Source organism: Kineococcus xinjiangensis, assembly GCF_002934625.1.
Lineage (GTDB): Bacteria > Actinomycetota > Actinomycetes > Actinomycetales > Kineococcaceae > Kineococcus_A > Kineococcus_A xinjiangensis.
Genome location: NZ_PTJD01000001.1, coordinates 530,814 through 546,948 on the forward strand (window position 1 = coordinate 530,814; position 16,135 = coordinate 546,948).

The 16,135-nt window shown below is 76.8% G+C and carries 16 protein-coding genes; 3 read left to right on the plus strand and 13 right to left on the minus strand.

Annotated features, from left to right (window positions below; translation table 11 throughout):
• Positions 1–106 precede the first annotated feature (106 nt).
• On the plus strand, positions 107–379 hold the full coding sequence (locus tag CLV92_RS02335) for a GlsB/YeaQ/YmgE family stress response membrane protein (RefSeq protein ID WP_104431116.1): 273 nt from the start codon (positions 107–109) through the stop codon (positions 377–379).
• Positions 380–410: 31 nt separating this feature from the next.
• Here CLV92_RS02335 and CLV92_RS02340 read toward each other — a convergent pair whose 3' ends face one another.
• A complete protein-coding gene (locus CLV92_RS02340) occupies positions 411–1,112 on the minus strand; it encodes a ferritin-like fold-containing protein (RefSeq protein WP_211290783.1) in 702 nt (233 codons plus the stop codon).
• 234 nt (positions 1,113–1,346) lie between these two features.
• On the opposite strand from CLV92_RS02340, the gene CLV92_RS02345 reads away from it, so the two are divergent.
• Both CLV92_RS02345 and CLV92_RS02350 read left to right on the plus strand, forming a co-directional pair.
• Positions 1,347–3,269, plus strand: coding sequence for a DEAD/DEAH box helicase (locus CLV92_RS02345; RefSeq protein WP_104431117.1), 1,923 nt, complete (start codon positions 1,347–1,349; stop codon positions 3,267–3,269).
• Between the two features lie 202 nt (positions 3,270–3,471).
• Complete coding sequence (locus CLV92_RS02350; protein ID WP_158257096.1) at positions 3,472–4,398, plus strand: oxygenase MpaB family protein; 927 nt, start codon at positions 3,472–3,474, stop codon at positions 4,396–4,398.
• A gap of 91 nt (positions 4,399–4,489) precedes the next feature.
• On the opposite strand, the gene CLV92_RS02355 is transcribed toward CLV92_RS02350, so the two are convergent.
• From CLV92_RS02355 to CLV92_RS02405, 12 genes are all read right to left on the minus strand, one after another.
• Entirely contained in the window at positions 4,490–5,335 is an 846-nt protein-coding gene (locus tag CLV92_RS02355) for a PHP domain-containing protein (protein WP_104431119.1), read from the minus strand.
• 118 nt (positions 5,336–5,453) lie between these two features.
• A complete protein-coding gene (locus CLV92_RS02360; protein ID WP_104431120.1) occupies positions 5,454–8,360 on the minus strand; it encodes a LysM peptidoglycan-binding domain-containing protein in 2,907 nt (968 codons plus the stop codon).
• Between the two features lie 157 nt (positions 8,361–8,517).
• A complete protein-coding gene (locus CLV92_RS02365; protein ID WP_104431121.1) occupies positions 8,518–9,708 on the minus strand; it encodes a hypothetical protein in 1,191 nt (396 codons plus the stop codon).
• Positions 9,708–10,361 (minus strand): hypothetical protein, encoded by a 654-nt coding sequence (locus CLV92_RS02370; protein WP_146099380.1) that lies wholly within the window; start codon positions 10,359–10,361, stop codon positions 9,708–9,710. The genes CLV92_RS02365 and CLV92_RS02370 overlap by 1 nt, the downstream gene beginning before the upstream one ends.
• Before the next feature lie 11 nt (positions 10,362–10,372).
• A complete protein-coding gene (locus CLV92_RS21240; RefSeq protein WP_158257097.1) occupies positions 10,373–10,846 on the minus strand; it encodes a pilus assembly protein TadG-related protein in 474 nt (157 codons plus the stop codon).
• Positions 10,847–10,851: 5 nt separating this feature from the next.
• On the minus strand, positions 10,852–11,274 hold the full coding sequence (locus tag CLV92_RS21245) for a pilus assembly protein (protein ID WP_158257098.1): 423 nt from the start codon (positions 11,272–11,274) through the stop codon (positions 10,852–10,854).
• Positions 11,271–11,747 (minus strand): TadE/TadG family type IV pilus assembly protein, encoded by a 477-nt coding sequence (locus tag CLV92_RS21250; protein WP_281256887.1) that lies wholly within the window; start codon positions 11,745–11,747, stop codon positions 11,271–11,273. Before CLV92_RS21250 ends, CLV92_RS21245 begins: the two co-directional genes overlap by 4 nt.
• Positions 11,708–11,968, minus strand: a complete 261-nt coding sequence (locus CLV92_RS02385) for a hypothetical protein (protein ID WP_245886333.1) — start codon at positions 11,966–11,968, stop codon at positions 11,708–11,710. Before CLV92_RS02385 ends, CLV92_RS21250 begins: the two co-directional genes overlap by 40 nt.
• Positions 11,969–12,115: 147 nt before the next feature.
• Positions 12,116–13,042, minus strand: a complete 927-nt coding sequence (locus CLV92_RS02390; protein WP_104431125.1) for a type II secretion system F family protein — start codon at positions 13,040–13,042, stop codon at positions 12,116–12,118.
• Positions 13,039–13,974, minus strand: coding sequence for a type II secretion system F family protein (locus CLV92_RS02395; RefSeq protein WP_245886335.1), 936 nt, complete (start codon positions 13,972–13,974; stop codon positions 13,039–13,041). Before CLV92_RS02395 ends, CLV92_RS02390 begins: the two co-directional genes overlap by 4 nt.
• The gene (locus CLV92_RS02400) at positions 13,971–15,281 is read right to left on the minus strand and encodes a TadA family conjugal transfer-associated ATPase (RefSeq protein ID WP_104431126.1); all 1,311 of its coding nucleotides are present in this window, start codon (positions 15,279–15,281) and stop codon (positions 13,971–13,973) included. The genes CLV92_RS02395 and CLV92_RS02400 overlap by 4 nt, the downstream gene beginning before the upstream one ends.
• Entirely contained in the window at positions 15,278–16,135 is an 858-nt protein-coding gene (locus CLV92_RS02405) for a hypothetical protein (protein WP_104431127.1), read from the minus strand. The genes CLV92_RS02400 and CLV92_RS02405 overlap by 4 nt, the downstream gene beginning before the upstream one ends.

Sequence of the window (16,135 nt, forward strand, 5' to 3'; positions counted from 1 at the left end):
GAGTTCTCGGGTGGCGGGACCTTTGTTTGCCTGCAACAGTTCCGGGGAATTCGGATCTCGCCGGCGCTTCGCCCGAAGCCCGGCCCGACAGCTTTCGGAGGCACTCGTGGACATCGGCGGAATCATCTCTGCGATCATCGTCGGCGCCATCCTCGGCGTCATCGGCCGCGCGATCGCCCCCGGCCGGCAGGCCATGGGCTGGGTCCTGACCATCGTGGTCGGCATCGCGGCGGCATTCATCGGCGGCTTCATCGGCAGCGCCATCGCGCCCGGCAGCTTCCTCATCACGCTGCTCTGCCAGGTCGTCCTCGCCGCCGTCGGCGTCGCGATCGTCGGCGGCACCAGCAAGAGCCGCAACCGCAGCCTCTCGCACCACTGACCAGGGCCTGGCTCCCCGGGCCGCACGTGGTCTAGGGAGCCAGCCCCAGGGCGTCCATCCGGCGGGTGTGGGCCTCGGTGATGCGGGTGAGCATCCGACTCACCTCCACGAGGTCCGCACCCGGCCGGAGCCCGTCGCCCACCAGCAACGACGCCAGCGCGTCGCGGTCCGCCGCGACGCGCTGCGCTTGGTTCAGGGCCTCCCCCATGAGCCGCCGCCCCCAGAGGGCGAGCCGCCCGGCGAGCCGCGGGTCCCGGTCGATGGCCGCCCGCACGGCCCCCACGACGAACTCCGTGCGCGCCGTGCCGGTCGCGACCCGCTGCACGAGTTCCCGGCTGTCCGCGTCGACGTAGGCGCTGATCTCGCGGAAGAAGTCCACCGCGATGCCTTCCCCCACGTACGCCTTCACGAGGCTCTCCGCCCAGTCCGCGGGGGCCGTGCGCTCGTGGAAGGCGTCGACGGGACCGACGAAGGGCTCCATCGCCTCCTCCGGCGCGAACCCCAGCTCCTCCAGCCGCTGCAGGAGCAGCTCCGCGTTGGCCAGCTCCGAGGCCGCCAGCCGCGACAGGGCCAGGCCCTCGCGCAGCGTCGGCGCCTTCCGGGCCTCCCCCGCGAGCTGGGAGAAGGCGACGAGCTGGCCGTAGGCCATCGCCCCGAAGAGGTCGCGCACCGCCGGGTCCGCAGCCTGCACGCGAGCGCCTGCCTGAGCCGAACGGGTGAAGTCTGCGGTCACCGTCCGAGGCTAGGGCAGGGCACGTCCCGGCGGTCCGCCGCCGTCGTACCGCCGCACGGGCGCCCCCCGGACGCTACCCAGGGCTACCATGAACGTGTTCATGGTTGCCCGGTCGCCAGTCACGATCGGCTGCCGACCGCTGCGACGCGGCCCGCGCCCAGCGCCGGAGGACCCTCCGCAGGTGAGGACCCGAGCGCCGGGCCGAGCGGGCGCCGCTCCACCGTACGGAGACGCATGACCGACATCAGCACGAACGACCAGGCCTCCAGCGACCTGGACCCCACCGGCCCGGTCGCCCCCGAGGAGACCGGTTCCGAGACGACCGGCGCGGACGAGGCCGACGAGGCGCCCGCGCTGCACCGCCCCCAGCGGGAGACGTTCGCCGACCACGGCGTCCTCCCCGCGATCGCAGAGGCCCTGGCCGGCGCGGGCATCGTCAAGCCCTTCCCCATCCAGGCCATGACCCTGCCCGTGGCGCTGTCCGGGCACGACATCATCGGCCAGGCCAAGACGGGTACGGGCAAGACCCTGGGCTTCGGGGTGCCGCTGCTGCAGCGCACCGCCGTCCCCGGCGAGCCCGCCTACGACGCGCTCCCCGACCCGGGCAAGCCGCAGGCTCTGGTGATCGTGCCGACCCGCGAGCTGGCCGTGCAGGTGGCCCACGACCTCTCGACCGCCAGCCGGATCCGCAAGACGCGGGTGCTCACCGTCTACGGGGGTCGTGCCTACGAGCCGCAGATCGAGGCGCTGCGCAAGGGCGTGGACGTCGTCGTCGGCACCCCCGGCCGCCTGCTGGACCTGGCGCAGCAGAAGCACCTGGACCTCTCCCGCGTGACCTGCGTCGTGCTCGACGAGGCCGACGAGATGCTGGACCTCGGCTTCCTGCCCGACGTGGAGAAGCTGCTCGCGCAGACCTCGCCGAAGCGCCAGACGATGCTGTTCTCCGCGACGATGCCGGGCGCGGTCGTGTCGCTGGCCCGCGCGTACATGACCCACCCCACGCACATCCGCGCCGTCGACCCCAGCGACGACGGCGCGACCGTGGCAGCGATCACGCAGTTCGTCTACCGCGCGCACGCGATGGACAAGGTCGAGGTGCTGTCCCGCCTGCTGCAGGCGGAGGGGCGTGGTCTGACCATCGTGTTCAGCCGCACCAAGCGCACCGCGGCCAACGTGGCGGAGCAGCTGCAGGAGCGGGGCTTCGCCGCCGCGTCCCTGCACGGCGACCTCGGCCAGGGAGCCCGGGAGCAGGCTCTGCGCGCCTTCCGCAACGGCAAGGTCGACGTGCTGGTGGCCACGGACGTCGCGGCCCGCGGCATCGACGTCGAGGACGTCACCCACGTCGTGAACTACCAGTGCCCCGAGGACGAGAAGACCTACCTGCACCGCACCGGCCGCACGGGCCGGGCCGGCAACACCGGTGTCGCGGTGACGTTCGTCGACTGGGACGACATGCACCGCTGGGCCATGATCGACAAGGCGCTCGACCTGGGCTTCGGCGAGCCGGTCGAGACGTACTCCACGTCCCCGCACCTCTTCGAGGACCTCAACATCTCCGCCGGCATCACGGGCCGGCTGCCGCGCACCCAGCGCACCCGGGCCGGTCTCGCGGCCGAGGAGGTCGAGGACCTCGGCGAGGTCGGCAAGGCCGCGCGCGGGCGCGGCCGCAGCGGCCCCGGTGGCCCCGCCGGCCGCAGCGGCTCCGGTGGCGGCTCCGGTGGCGGCTCCGCCGGCCGTGGCGGCTCCGGCACCGGTGGCGGCTCCGGCACCGGTGGTGAGCGCCGCCTCGCGCCGGGCTCCCTGGCCGGTGGGCACACGACGGAGGACACCGCAACGGCCGACGGCGACCAGGAGGCGCCCGGCACCCGGGCACCCCGCCAGCGCCGTCGCACGCGCAGCGGCCGCCCGCTCGGCGCCGACGACGCCCCCGAGGCCGGCACCGGGGCCTCCACCGAGGTCGGCGCCGAGGCCGAGGCCACCGCCGCCTCGGACGCCGCGTCGGAGGCCGCCGAGGCACCCGCGACCGCCGCGGGCGGGGAGGACGCACCCCGCCGACGCCGCACGCGCAGCCGCCGCCGCAGCGGTGGCGGCGGGCAGGCGGAGGGGCAGGGCGACCCGCAGGGCGGCACGGACCCCGCTCCGGCCCCGCAGGACTGACCTCTCGCCCCTCTCCGGAGGCGGCGCAGCGGAAGTGGCAGCGCCACCCCGCCCCGGCCTGGCACCCTTGTCGGGCCGGGGCGGCGCAAGCCGCGAACGGGGCGGGTGGCGCGGTCACCGCCGCACGACAGGGGCATCACGTGGCGGCCGACACGCCCGATCGGGTGCCCGAACTGCGATCTCGAGGGCAGGAGGCGATCCTGTGGACGTGCCCCGGAACCCGGAGCGGCCCTTGCGGAGCGTCGCGCCCCTGCCTCCCGACCCACCCGGGCCGGAGCACGAGGACGAGCCCCGCCCGCCTGGTCAGCGCTCCCGCTCGCGGCAGGCGGACGACGCCGACGCGGGCTTCTTCGGCCCCGGCAGCGTCAGCTGGCGCCTGCACGCCGACCCCCTCACCGGGCTCGCCGGGCTGGTGGCCGTCCTGCTGCAGGACCTGCACCCGGTCTCGGCCGCCGCGACGGCCGAGGAGGGCGCGGGAACCTGGCTGCGCGTGGGACGCAGCGCGAAGGCGCTCGGCACCACCACCTACGGCAGCCGGATGGCGGCCCTGACCTGCGCCGCGAGATTGCGGGCCGAGGCGGGCATGGTGGCCGGCTTCGACCCCGAGACCGACAGGATCTTCCGCGGCGACGACCCCGACGTGATGGCCTGGCGCCACTGCTGCGCCGTGCTGGGGCGCGTCCTCGTCGCGCGCGCCGCGGACGTGGAGCTCAGCGACGCGGACACCGACACCTACGTCGGCGAGCAGCTCACCGCGGCCCTGCTGCTGGGCCTGGAGCCGGACGAGGTGCCGGCCACGGCCGCGGAACTCACCGAGCACGTCGACGCGGCCCTGCCGCTGCTGCGCGTGCCGCCGGGTGGGCGCGAGCGGCTCGAGGCCCTGCTCGCCGGCGACCTCCCGGCCTCCGGGGCGAAGCCGCCGCCGTGGGCTCCCGTCGCGGGGCTGGCCGTGGCCGCCCTGCCCTCCTGGGCCGCGAGCATCTACGGCGTCGAGGAGGCCGCGGGAGTGGCGGGCCTGCGGGGCGCTGCGTTCGCGGTGGCGCTGCGGACGCTGCGCAGCGCCCTCGCCGAGGCCCGGGCCTCCGGCACGCCCGTTCCGCACCTGCGCCTCGTCGGCACCGACGGCTGAACCGGCGGCTCCGCGGCCACCGGAGGCGCGCGGTCCGTGCGGCATCCACCCAGACCGCACCCGCGGAGCCCGACTGCTGGGAGAGCCCCGCTCAGCCGCCCAGCGGCGCCGGCTGCCCCGCCTGCCCCACCAGCCGCTCCAACACCTCGGGGTCGGTGGTGTGCTCGCCGAGGCGGTTCGGCTTGCCCGCACCGTGGTAGTCGCTCGCCCCCGTGGTGAACAGCCCGAGCTGGCGGGCGAGGTCGTGCAGCGTCCGGCGCTCCGAGTCCGCGTGGTCGCGGTGCTCGACCTCCAGGCCCGCCAGACCCGCCTCGGCCATCGCCTCGATCACAGGGATGCTCACGACGCAGCCGCGCGCCGTGGCCAGCGGATGCGCGAAGACGGGAACCCCACCCGCGGCGCGCACCATCCGCACCGCCTCGATCGGATCCGGAGCCGGGTGGGGGACGAAGAACCTGCTCCCCGCGTGCAGCCACGTCTCGAAGGCCGTCTGCCGGTCCGGCACCACCCCCGCCGCCACGAGCGCGTCGGCGATGTGGGGACGCCCGATCGTGGCCCCGTCGCTGACCTGGGCGAGCACGTCGTCCCAGGTGATGCCCACCTCGGAGCCCAACCGCTCCGTCATCAGCCGGGCCCGCTGCACCCGCGAGGACCGGCCGTCGAGCATCGTCTCGGCCAGGACGGGCTCGGCCGGGTCGTGCAGGTAGGACAGCAGGTGCACCGACCGGCCCTCGATCCGGCAGCTGATCTCCGTGCCCGGCAGCACCCGCACGCCGAGCCGCTCCCCCGCCGCCATCGCCTCCGTCCAGCCGGCGGTGGTGTCGTGGTCGGTGAGCGCGATGACGTCGAGACCCGCCTGCGCGGCGGAGGCGACGACCTCGGCCGGGGGCTGAGTGCCGTCCGAGGCGCTGGAATGGGTGTGCAGGTCGATGCGCACCTGCGGATTTTAGTGCCTGCACCCCCCAGCCCCGCGCGTCGGCGCAGGTGGCCGCGGCGTCGCGGGCCGTGGTCGCGCCTCCGGGCCGACAGCCGGCGCCGCACACCGGTTCCGGGCCTCAGGCGCTGAGGGGACGCGAGGCCCCGGGCTGGAGGTGCCCGAGCAGCAGCGCGCTCTCCTCCTCCAGCGGGACGGCACCCAGCGCGGCGAGCATCCGCCCGGCCGCGTCCGCGGCGTCCTCCGCCGAGCCCGCCGAGCGCAGCAGCGCCCGCCACAGGCCCTGCGCCTGCGGGACGAGACGAAGACCTGCCTCCAGCGCCGTCTGCGCGTCGGCGGGACGGCTCGCCAGCACGGCGAGGTCCGCCGCGCGCAGCGCCACCGCCGATCCCAGCGCCCGGGCGTCACGGCAGAACGCGGCGGCGGCGAGCCACCCGTAGCGCCCCGGCTGCTCGCAGCCCAGGGGCCCACCGCGCAGCAGCCGCAGGGCCTGCAGGAGCCGGTCGAGCTCGGCCTCCGGACCCGCCGCGGTGGCGGCCGCGTCGACGGCGGCGCGGAAGCGGGCCCAGTCGCTGCCCACGTCGCGCAGTCGCAGGCGACCCTCCGCGTCGCGCTCGAGGCGGTCCAGGCCGTCGGCGGTGGCGCCCAGCCAGGCGCGGGTCTGCGCCTCCAGGTCGGCGGCCTCGGCGTCGGACGTGCCGTGCGGCCACAGCGCGGCGCGCCACACCGCCTCGTGGACGCCGCCGCGGTGCAGTGCGGCGGCGCAGACCAGCTCGGTGGCGAGCCCGCGCCGGCGCGGTTCCGGCCCGGGGGCCAGCACCAGCACGGGTCCGAGCAGGGAGACGGTGCAGTCGGCGGGAGCGGCTCCCGCGCCGGCGGGGAGCCCGCGCTCCCCCGTGCTCTGCGGTGCGCCCTCCCCGGCCAGCGCGTCGAGCAGGTGCCCGGACGCGGCCGCGGCGGCCACGGCCCGCTCCCCGGCGCCCGCCGCGGCCCCGGCGCGACGCAGGGCGGCGGTCAGTGCGGCCGTCTCCCGCGAGGCGGCCCGCAGCGCCGTCCCGCGGATCCCGAGGACGCCGAGGTCGATGCTCCCGTCGTGGTCCACGGCGAACCTCCAGCGGGCGCCGGGGGCGTCGCCGACGCAGACCAGCACGAGGTCACCCGCGGCGGCGACCGCGAGCTGCTCGTGGGTGGGCGGCGCCGACATCAGCACGACCTGCCGCCGGCCTGCCGCGGCGGTGCCGGCCAGGACCTCGTCGAGGGAGGTGACGGAGCGGACCCGGTCCGCCGAGGGTTCCGCGAGGGCGGCGGCCAGTGCGGCCGGCTCCCCGGCGAAACCGGCCAGGACGACGGCCACGTCCGCGCACCAGGGGCTCGCCGCCAGGCCGAGCGCCAGGGCCACGACCGCCTCCCGGGCCAGGTCGAGGTCCCCGCCCACCGCCACCAGGCCACCGGCGGCGGCCAGGTCGACGAGCACCGTCTCGCCGGTCTCCGCGGTGGCCACGGCGACGAGCAGCGACCCGGGCAGGCCCGCCGCGGCGCCGGCCGGCGTCATCAGGTCGTCGCGGTGGACGTTCCACGTGCGCCCGGTGCCGGTGCCGGGGGTGCGCCACGGTGCCGGCAGCGCGAACCGCGGCGCGGCGGCCAGGTGCAGGCTCAGCTCGTCGTCGCCGAGGTGGGCGGCCACGGGCCGGGGCAGCGGCACGCCACCCAGCACGCTGACGGCGGCGAGCTCGCCGAGGGCGGCGCAGAGGAGGTCCGCACGGGAGCCGCCGGCGGACGCGCGCAGCTCCGCCTCCACGGCGTCGGGCGTCCCGTAGGAGCCGCGACGGCGCACGAGCGCGGCACCGGCCGCCGCGGCCAGCAGCCCGCCCAGCGCCGTGCCCACCACCGCGGCGGGGTGGAGGCCCTCGGGCAGGAGCAGCCCGCCCCCGCCGTCCATGGTGGCCGCCGGGGCGGGAGTGGCGGTGGCCGCCGGGGCGGGAGTGGCGGTGGCCGCCGGGGCGGGAGTGGCGGTGGCCGCCGGGGCGGGAGTGGCGCTGGCCGCCGGGGCGGGAGTGGCGCTGGGAGCGTCGGGGCGCACCGCGGCCCAGCCCGGCTCGGTGGGGGCGGCGGGCGGTGCGGGGGCGACCGTCGCGGCAGGGGCGGCCGCGGGGACCTCAGCCAGGGCGGAGGGAGCCTCAGCCGGGGCGGGCTCGGCGGGCGCCAGCTCCGCGGGCACGGGCTCGACGGGCGCCTCGGCGACCCCTGCCACCACCCCGTCGCCCCTGGCGTCGGCCGGCAGCAGGAGGGTCCAGCCCGCGCGCAGGAGGTTCGCGTCGGCCAGCCGCCCGCCGTCGGCCTGGATGCGGTCGCGGTTCAGCTCGTAGATCTCGCGGTAGCGCAGCGGGTCGCCGAGCGTCCGCTCCGCGATGTCCCACAGGCAGTCGTGCTGGCGGCCCTGCGGCGGGCGGACCTCGTACCACCGGGGCTCCCCGACGCTCACCGATGCGGTCGCGGGGCCGGTCTCCCCGGCGGCGTCGCGGTCCTGCGCGACGGCCGTGGGGGCGGGCGCCGCAGCGTCCGCCACGACGGTCGCCACCACGCGCTGCGGCGCGGGCGCGGCCGCGGAGGCGGCGGGAGCCACCACGACACCGGCGGAGGACAGCAGCAGCACACCGGCGACGAGCCGCTGGGCGAGGACCTGCGAGCCACCACCCCACGGCGTCCTCGCGGGTCCGCCGTGGCGCCACGCACGGAACTCCACCAGGACGCACGCCGCGAAGTGCAGCCACGCGAGCCACAGCGCCACGGCGAGGACCTGCACGACGGCGGCGGTGGTCAGTTCGGACGTCAGCCAGTCGCGCGTGGGCGGGCTCGTCGGCAGGGGGTTGCCGACGAGCAGGACCAGCGCCGCCGGAACCCCGGCCAGCAGGACCAGCAGCACCAGCGCCGAGGCGGTGCCGCGCAGCAGTTCCCAGCCCCGTCCCCCACCCGGTCCGGCGGGACGCGGCAACCGGGACGCGGGGGCCGTTCGCGTGGTGGTGCTCATGGTGGTGCCTCTCGGGTCGTGCCGCGGACGGCACCGGACGTGTCGGGGAACGACGGGGTTCGGGAACGACGGGGTTCGGGAACGGCGGAATCCAGCGCGGAAGGACTCAGTGCACCGGGAAACTCAGTGCACCAGGGAACTCAGCGCACCGGGGAACTCAGTGCACGACGAGGGTCTGCACCTCGGTGACCTTCACACCCGTGGGCGCGGAGCGCACCAGGTCGATGAAGACGTTCCAGGTGGCACCGCCGTCGAGGCTGTACTGGACCTGCCAGGTGGTCTCCGCCTCCGCGCGGAAGTGGCGGGCCGGGACCATGCCCCGGGCCGGCTGCCCGAGCGAGGACTCCCGGTAGGCGAACCAGCAGACCTCGTCACCGGTGGTTCCGGGCCTCTCCCCGCGCTGCGGAACGCGACCGGCGCCCGCGCACCTCACGGTGCGCCCGTCCCGCGAGCCCGGTGCGACCCTGAGGTCGCGCAGGACCGCGCGCATCACGACCGCTCCGCGCCGGATGGGCGGCGGGGCGCTGGAGGCCGGGGCGGAGAAGGCCACGTCCTGCCGCACCCGGGGCACCGCGGCGGGCGAGATCCGCAGGGCGGGCGTCGGGATGCTGCGCTCCTCGGAGTCGCGGTAGTCGACGAAGGCCTGCTGGCGCGGTGTGAGGTCCCACCAGAACGGGGTGTGCGGGCGGTCGTGGCGCACGACCTCGGTGGAGTGCACGTACACGATCGGGCCGGTGTGGTGGCCCCTCGCGTCGATCCCCTCGATGCAGACCTTCTTGTAGGTGACCGGCGGAGGCGGCGGCGGCGGGGTGGGGACGGGGGTCGGCTGCGTCGCCGGTGGGGTGGCCTGACCGGGCGTCGACGGGCCGGGCGCCACCCCGGGGCCGGGAACCGCGGGACCGCCGACCGGCGCGGGCGCCACGACCGGCGCGGGCGCCACGACCGGCGCGGGCGCCACGACCGGCGCGGGTGCCACGACCGGGGCGGGCGTCACGACCGGACGAGGCGGCGGCACCGGCTGGCGGCCCTCGGTGGGCGAGGCGTCGCCGGCCCAGTCCAGCGGCAGGAGCCAGCACAACTGCACCGGGTCACCGCGCAGGATCTCCCGCGGCTGCGTCACCCGCACCGCGGTGCCGGCGCAGCGCGCACCGAACGTCCCGCTGGCGGCGGAGGCGTACATGTTGCAGTGCCCCAGGCCGCGGTGGTGCGCGGCCGCCGACGAGACGGGCCGGCCCGCTCCGGGTTCCCCGGCGACCGCCGCCGTCGACTGCAGCAGGAGGGAACCCACCACGGCGAGGAGGGCGACGGCCGGGGGCCGCCCCCACCGCCCGAGCGCACCGACGGCCATCAGAACCTCTCCTCCACGACCCGGCCCGCGTCGCACGGGGTCTGCTCGTCCACGACGTCCGCGACGAGCCAGGTGCCCTGCACCAGCTCCACGTCGGCGTACCCACCGCTGTGGTGGGGGGAGTTCACGGGGCGGCCGGTTCCGCGGTCCACCTGCCACCCGCGGACCTGCATGCAGAAGCTCACCCTGGCCGCGGCCGGGGACGGACGGCTCACGTCGAGGACGCCCATCGGGTAGGGGCCCGGCATGAGGTCGCCGAAGTTGGCGCGCAGCAGCGGCAGCGCCCAGTCCTGCGCCGCCGGGGTCAGCGTGGCGCGGAAGACCGCGGCCGTCGGGTCCTGGGCGTTGGCGGCGCGGGCCTGCTCACGCAGGTACGCCCGCAGCGCCTCCACCGCCGGGTCGTCCGCACCGGGCGCCGCGGGCCCGGCCTGCACGGCGGGCCCGCTCGAACCCGCCGCCGTCGCCGGAGCCGTCGCCGGGGCGGCCACGACCCCCTCCGCGGCCGACGGCGGCGCGACCGGCCCCGCCGCCCTGTCGGGGGCCACGGGAGGACGCACGTCGGGTGCCGAACCGGCGCACCCGGCGGAGGCGCCCGCCAGGAACCCCAGCAGCACCCACCTCGTCAGCCGGGCCGGAACCCGCAACCCGCTCACCGTCCTCGTCCTCACTGCACGTCCGTCTCGTCGAGGCCCTGGTAGGGCCTGGCCTTGGCCTCGCCCGCGGCGGCGAGCTCGCGGACGCCCGCGATGCCCAGCAGTCCCGCCGGGATGGCCGTCTCCACCCGCGCAACCACCACCAGCCGCCGCACCGGGGCCTCCTTCGTGTCCTCCAGGCCCTGGAAGCAGTTCCCGGGGTTGCGGATCGGTGCACCCGCCGCGGCGGCGTCGAGGCAGTAGCGGTTCACCCGCTCCGCCACGACGTCGCTGGGGAGCAGTTCCAGCTCCTCCACCTCCAGGTTCACCGCGGCGGCCCCGGCGCGGGCGGCCTCCTCGGCGTAGGCGGTGGCACGCGCCCGGGCGTTGAGCTGCCGAGACCCGTCGATGACCAGCCCCGCCAGCAGGAGCACCACGAGCGCCAGCAGCGGCACCACGGGAGCGATGGAACCGCGGTCGTCCCCCACCCGCCGGCGAGGCGGCACGCCGCTCACTGCACGACCCGGTTCGGGTCGAGCGGGCTGGCGAACGTGCTGCGCGCCGTCAGCGAACCGGGCATCCCCGGCAGGCCGAGGTCGGAGACGGGGTACGTGCAGGACGCGGTGACGGTGACGGGCCGGCCCGGCTCGAACACCGCGATCGGCTCCACCCGCAGGCTGTCGCGGCAGTGCACGGACACGGTCGCGACGGCGGCGGCCAGCACGCGCTCGGCCCGCTGCTGGGCCTGCACCGGCGACCGGGCCTGCGTGGCGGCGCGCGCGGCGTCGCGGACCCCTGCGTCGAACGCACCGTCGACACCGGTGACCCGCCCCGCCGCGAGCAGGAACAGCAGCAGGAGCACCAGCCCCGGCGCCAGCATGGACAGCTCCAGGGAGAGGCTGCCCTCGTCCCGGCGCGACGTGCTCCCGCTCACAGCTCCGCCCTCTCGAACCGCTCGACCTCACCGAACGCCTGCTGCGTCGTCGTCAGCGCCAGACCGGGCACGAGGGAGACGACGCGACCGGTGACCGTCACGGACACCCGCGCGTTGCCGTCGGCCTCCACCACCCAGCTGGAGGCGACCCGCGGCTCGAGCAACGACTCGCCGCCGAGCGTCGATGCGTAGCGGAGCACCCGGTCCTCCACGCGTGGGCGCTCACCGGCGGCCTGCGCCGCGTCGTCGATCACCCGCAACTGCGAGACGCCCTCCCGGGCGGCCTGCAGGGCCACGTTGCGCCCGTGGAACCACAGGCCCACCTGGACGGTCGTGAACACGAGGAGGAGCAGCGCCGGGGCCACGAACGCCAGCTCCAGCGCCGTCGTGCCCTCGTCGCCCTCGCGCGCTCCCCGCCGCGGACCGCGCCCGCTCAGACCGCGCAGGTCGTGTTGACCGGCTGGTTCGCGCAGGTCTCCAGCTTGGTGCTCTTGGCCTTCACCACGCCGTACAGCGCGCCGCCGATCACGGAGGCCGCCACCACGACGATCGCCGCGATGATGGCCCACTCCAGCGCGGAGGCCCCCAGGTCCACCTCGCCCCGCGCCCGTGCCGCGCGGGCCCGCTGCCGGGCCGCCTGCAGGGTCCTGCCGAGGAACCGGACGGGGAACTGCGACGGGAAGTGCGTGCTCATGCTGTGCCTCCTGGGCGTCGTGGCCCGCGCCGGGTCGGCGCGTGCCCTGTGGGGAACGGGTGGTCTGGAACGGCAGCCGCAGCCAGCGGAACCGGTGCGGCGCAGCGCTGGTGCGGTGCGGCGCGGAGGAGGCGCCGGGCACGGCCCTCACCCCTGCGCCAGGAGGCCGTCGACGGCCGGGTAGGCGAGGAAGAGCAAGAACGCGCAGCACAGCAGCATCTGCGCGACGAGCATCGACTGCGAGCGCTCCCCCGCCTGCCCCTCGGAGTCCGACATCTCCCGCCGGCGCATCGTCGCCGAGCGCGCGCTCAGCGAGGAGCGGATCTTCGCGCCGTCGTCGGCGGCCAGGGTCAGCGCGCCGGCGAGGTCCTCCAGCTCCTCCACGCCGATGTCGCGACCGAGGTCGCCCAGGGCCTCCCACGGCGTGGTGCCCATCAGCCGGGCGTTCGCCAGGGACTGCCGGATGCGCACCAGCGCCCAGTAGTCGCTCACGCTCGCCGACGCCAGCAGGGCCTCGGGCAGGCCCCGGCCACCGGCGAGGTTCATCGCCACCAGGTCGAGGAACACCCCCACCACGCGGCGGAAGTCGCGGCGGCGCTGCTCCGCCTCGCCGCGCAGCGCCAGGTCCGGCAGGAACGCCCCGAGCGCGCCGAGGACCAGGCCGAGGACGAGCGGGACCGCAGCCGGCAGCGGAACCCCGGAGACGCGCAGCGCGGCCCAGCAGAACGGCACCAGCAGGAACAGCCCCACCCCCGCCAGCAGCTTCGTCGCCAGGAACGAGCCGAGGGAGCGGTTGACCAGCGCCAGGTCCCGGCGGGTCCGGTGCAGCTGCCAGCCGCGCTCGGCGGCCTGCACCTCCAGGAGGTCGGCGAGCCGGTCCATCCCCGCGCGGGCACCGCCGCCCAGCCCGGCGACGGCCTGGACCTCGCTGAGCGTCTCGCCCCGCAGGGACCGGCGGCCGGCGTCGATGCGCGAGACCAGCACCGCGACGTTGGTCCGCTGCGGCAGCAGGAGCCGGGCGAGCAGGAACAGCCCCGCCCCGACGACGGCACCGCACAGCACGGCGAGCGTCATGCCCCCGCCTCCACCGGTGCGCGCATCCCCTGCGGGAGCAGCGCCCCGGCGGCCCCGGCCAGGAACCGCTCGGTGCGCGGCGGCGCGGAGAGGCGGCGCAGCCACCACACCCCGGCCACGAGCAGCAGAGCGACGACGGCCAGGACGAGCTGGCCCGTGAGGCCGGCGTAGGGCGCGACGTAGGCGCCGTTGAACACGGCGAGACCCCCCATGACCCCGAGGACGATGAGCAGGACGATCCGCACGCTGCGGCGGATGCTGCGCCGCGACGCCTCCACCCGCCGGCGCATGTCCAGCTCCTCGCGGGTCGAGACCGCGAGCGCCGTCAGCACGTCGCGCAGCCCCGGTCCGCGCAGCCGCGCGTTGAGCACCAGGGCGGCGCAGACGACGTCCGCGCTGGGGTCGTCGACGTCGTCGGCGAACGCCAGCAGCGCCTCGGGCAGCGGCTCGCGGATGCGCAGCCGGTCCACGAGGAGGTTCAGCGACGGGCGCAGCGCCGGGGCCGCGGTGGGCGCGGTGGCGGGGATCGCCTGCTCCAGCCCCACCGCTCCGGCGATGGTGTCGCGCAGGGACTCCGTCCAGCTGGCGAGCGCCTCCAGCCGCGCGATGCCGCGGCCCTCGTCGGCGCCGCCGCCGAGCAGCTTGTCCCAGCTCGCCGCGAGCAGCGCGAGGCCGACCCCGGCGACGACCCAGCGCGTGAGGACGAGGGCGAGGAGGCCGACGACGAGCGCGCGCACCCAGCGCCGCCGCCACGGCGTTCCGGAGCCGCTGCGGCGCAGCAGCGACGGGCGCGCGGCGTCGCGCCGGGGCACGCCGGTCGCCGCGAGCACCGCGACGAGGACCCCGGCGCCGGCGAGGGCACCGGGCACGACGGCGAGCAGTTCCGCCGGGACCGGCAGCCCCGCGGGCAGCAGAGCGGAGGCGGAACTCACTGGGACCACCGGGCGACGAGCGGCGCCTCGTAGCCGTGCGCGGCGAGCTCGTCCGCGCAGCTGATCGGGGCGTGCGCCCGCGCGACGCCGTCGGCGGCCAGGGCGAACACCTCCGTCGACAGCACCCGGCCGTCGATGCCGGTGACCTCCCGCACGCTCTCCACCCGCCGGCGGATCGAGCCGTCGGGGGCGGAGCCCTTGCGCAGGAACACGACGAAGTCGATGGCGCCCGCGATGAGCATGTGCGTCGCCTCCACCGGCAGGTGCTCCTCCGCCTGCAGCGCGTAGGTCGCGATGCGGTTGAACACCTCCATCGAGGAGTTCGCGTGGATGGTGGACAGCGAGCCGTCATTGCCCTGGCTCATCGCGTTGAGCATGGTGACGATCTCGTCGCCGAGCACCTCGCCCACGATGACCCGGCTGGGGTTCATGCGCAGCGACCTGCGGACGAGCTCGGCCATGGTGACCGACCCCACGCCCTCCGAGTTCGGCAGGCGCTCCTCGAACGCGATGACGTTGGGGTGCAGCTCCGTGAACTGGTCGAGGCCGAGCTCCAGCGCCCGCTCGACGGTGATGAGGCGCTCGGCCGGGGCGATCTCGTTGGCCAGCGCGCGGAGCAGCGTCGTCTTCCCCGAGTTGGTGGAACCGGCGACCATGATGTTCTTGCGGGCCCGCACTGCCGCACGCAGGAACTCGGCGAGGTCCTCCGTCATGGTGCGCCGGGCCACCAGGTCGTCGAGCCCGACGGCACCCAGCCGCGAGCGGCGGATGCTCAGGGCAGGCCGCTGGCAGACGCCCATCACGGCGGACAGGCGGGAGCCGTCGGGCAGGCGCAGGTCGAGCTGCGGGTTGGCGGTGTCGAAGGGCCGGCTGGTCAGGCCGACGTTCGCGGCGAGCACCTGCACCAGTTCCACCAGGTCCTCGTCGCTGTCGGCGACCGGCCCGTGGAACTCCTCCCGGCCGTCGCCGTAGCTGACGAAGACGCGGTCGCAGCCGTTGATGTCGATGTTCTCGACGTCGGGGTCCTCCAGCAGCGGCTGCAGGCGGCCCACGCCGAACAGGGCGGCGTTGACGGCAGCCGCCAGCGCCTCCTCCTCCGTGGCCGTCGGCGGGGTGCGGCCCGCGTCGATCTCCGCGCGGGCGTGGTCCTCCAGCACCTGCACGACCAGGGAGCGGGCGAACTGCCGCTCGTCCTCGGCGCTCATCGGGGCGTGCCCGACGACCTCGCGGCGACGGCGGTGGACGTTGAGGCGCTCGGCGACGGAGGTGCGCAGGCGGCGCACCAGCACGTGGTCGGTGGTGGTCATCGGGAACCTCCGGCGGCGAGGAGCGCAGCGTCGGCCGCGGGAGCCACCGCGGGCGCGACGGCGCGCCGCTGGGGGCCGGCGGCGAGGGCCGCGAGGGCCGCGACGACCGGCCGCGCGGAGCGGACGAGGAGCGTGCGTTCCGGCCGGCGGACCGCGGCACCGTCGAAGACCGCCGCGCCCCGGGCGTCGAGCGCGAGGCAGCCGAGGTCCACGGCGCCCTCGGCCGCCCGCCGGATCGTGGCGACCGCCCCGGGCAGCGCCGGGACCTCGGTGGGTCCGGCCACGGCGAGCAGCGCCAGGTGCGGGCCGGTGCCGCCGCGCGGTCGCAGCACGGGCGCCAGGGCGCGCAGCCGCTCCCGGGCCTGCACCACCCCGGAGACGCTGGGGCGGAAGACCAGCACCACCACGTCGGAGAGCAGGAGCAGGTCCAGGTGCTCCGAGCGGGTGGAGACGCGGCCCGCGTCGGCGACCACGGAGCGGCGCACGGCACCCGCGGCCGGGGAGGCGAGGTCCGCGCAGGCGCGGGCCAGGACCGGCCACGACGCCGAGGCCGCCAGCGCCTGCTCCGGTCCCGGCACCCCGCACAGCAGGTCCGTGCCGCCCGCGGCGGTCTGGGCCTGCTGCAGCAGCGCGTCGGCCCGCAGGCCGCGGCGCGCCGACGTCAGCAGCGGCAGCACGCCCCGCTCCTGGTCCAGGGGGCGCCCGTCGGCCCCGGGCAGGCGCAGGGCGAGGTCACCGCCGTCGGTGTCGGCGTCGACGAGCAGGACGGGACCGGGCCACAGCGCGGCGAGGAGGGCCGCGCTGGTGGTCACCCCCGGGGAGCCCTTGGCGGAGCACAGGGTCACGAGGCTCAC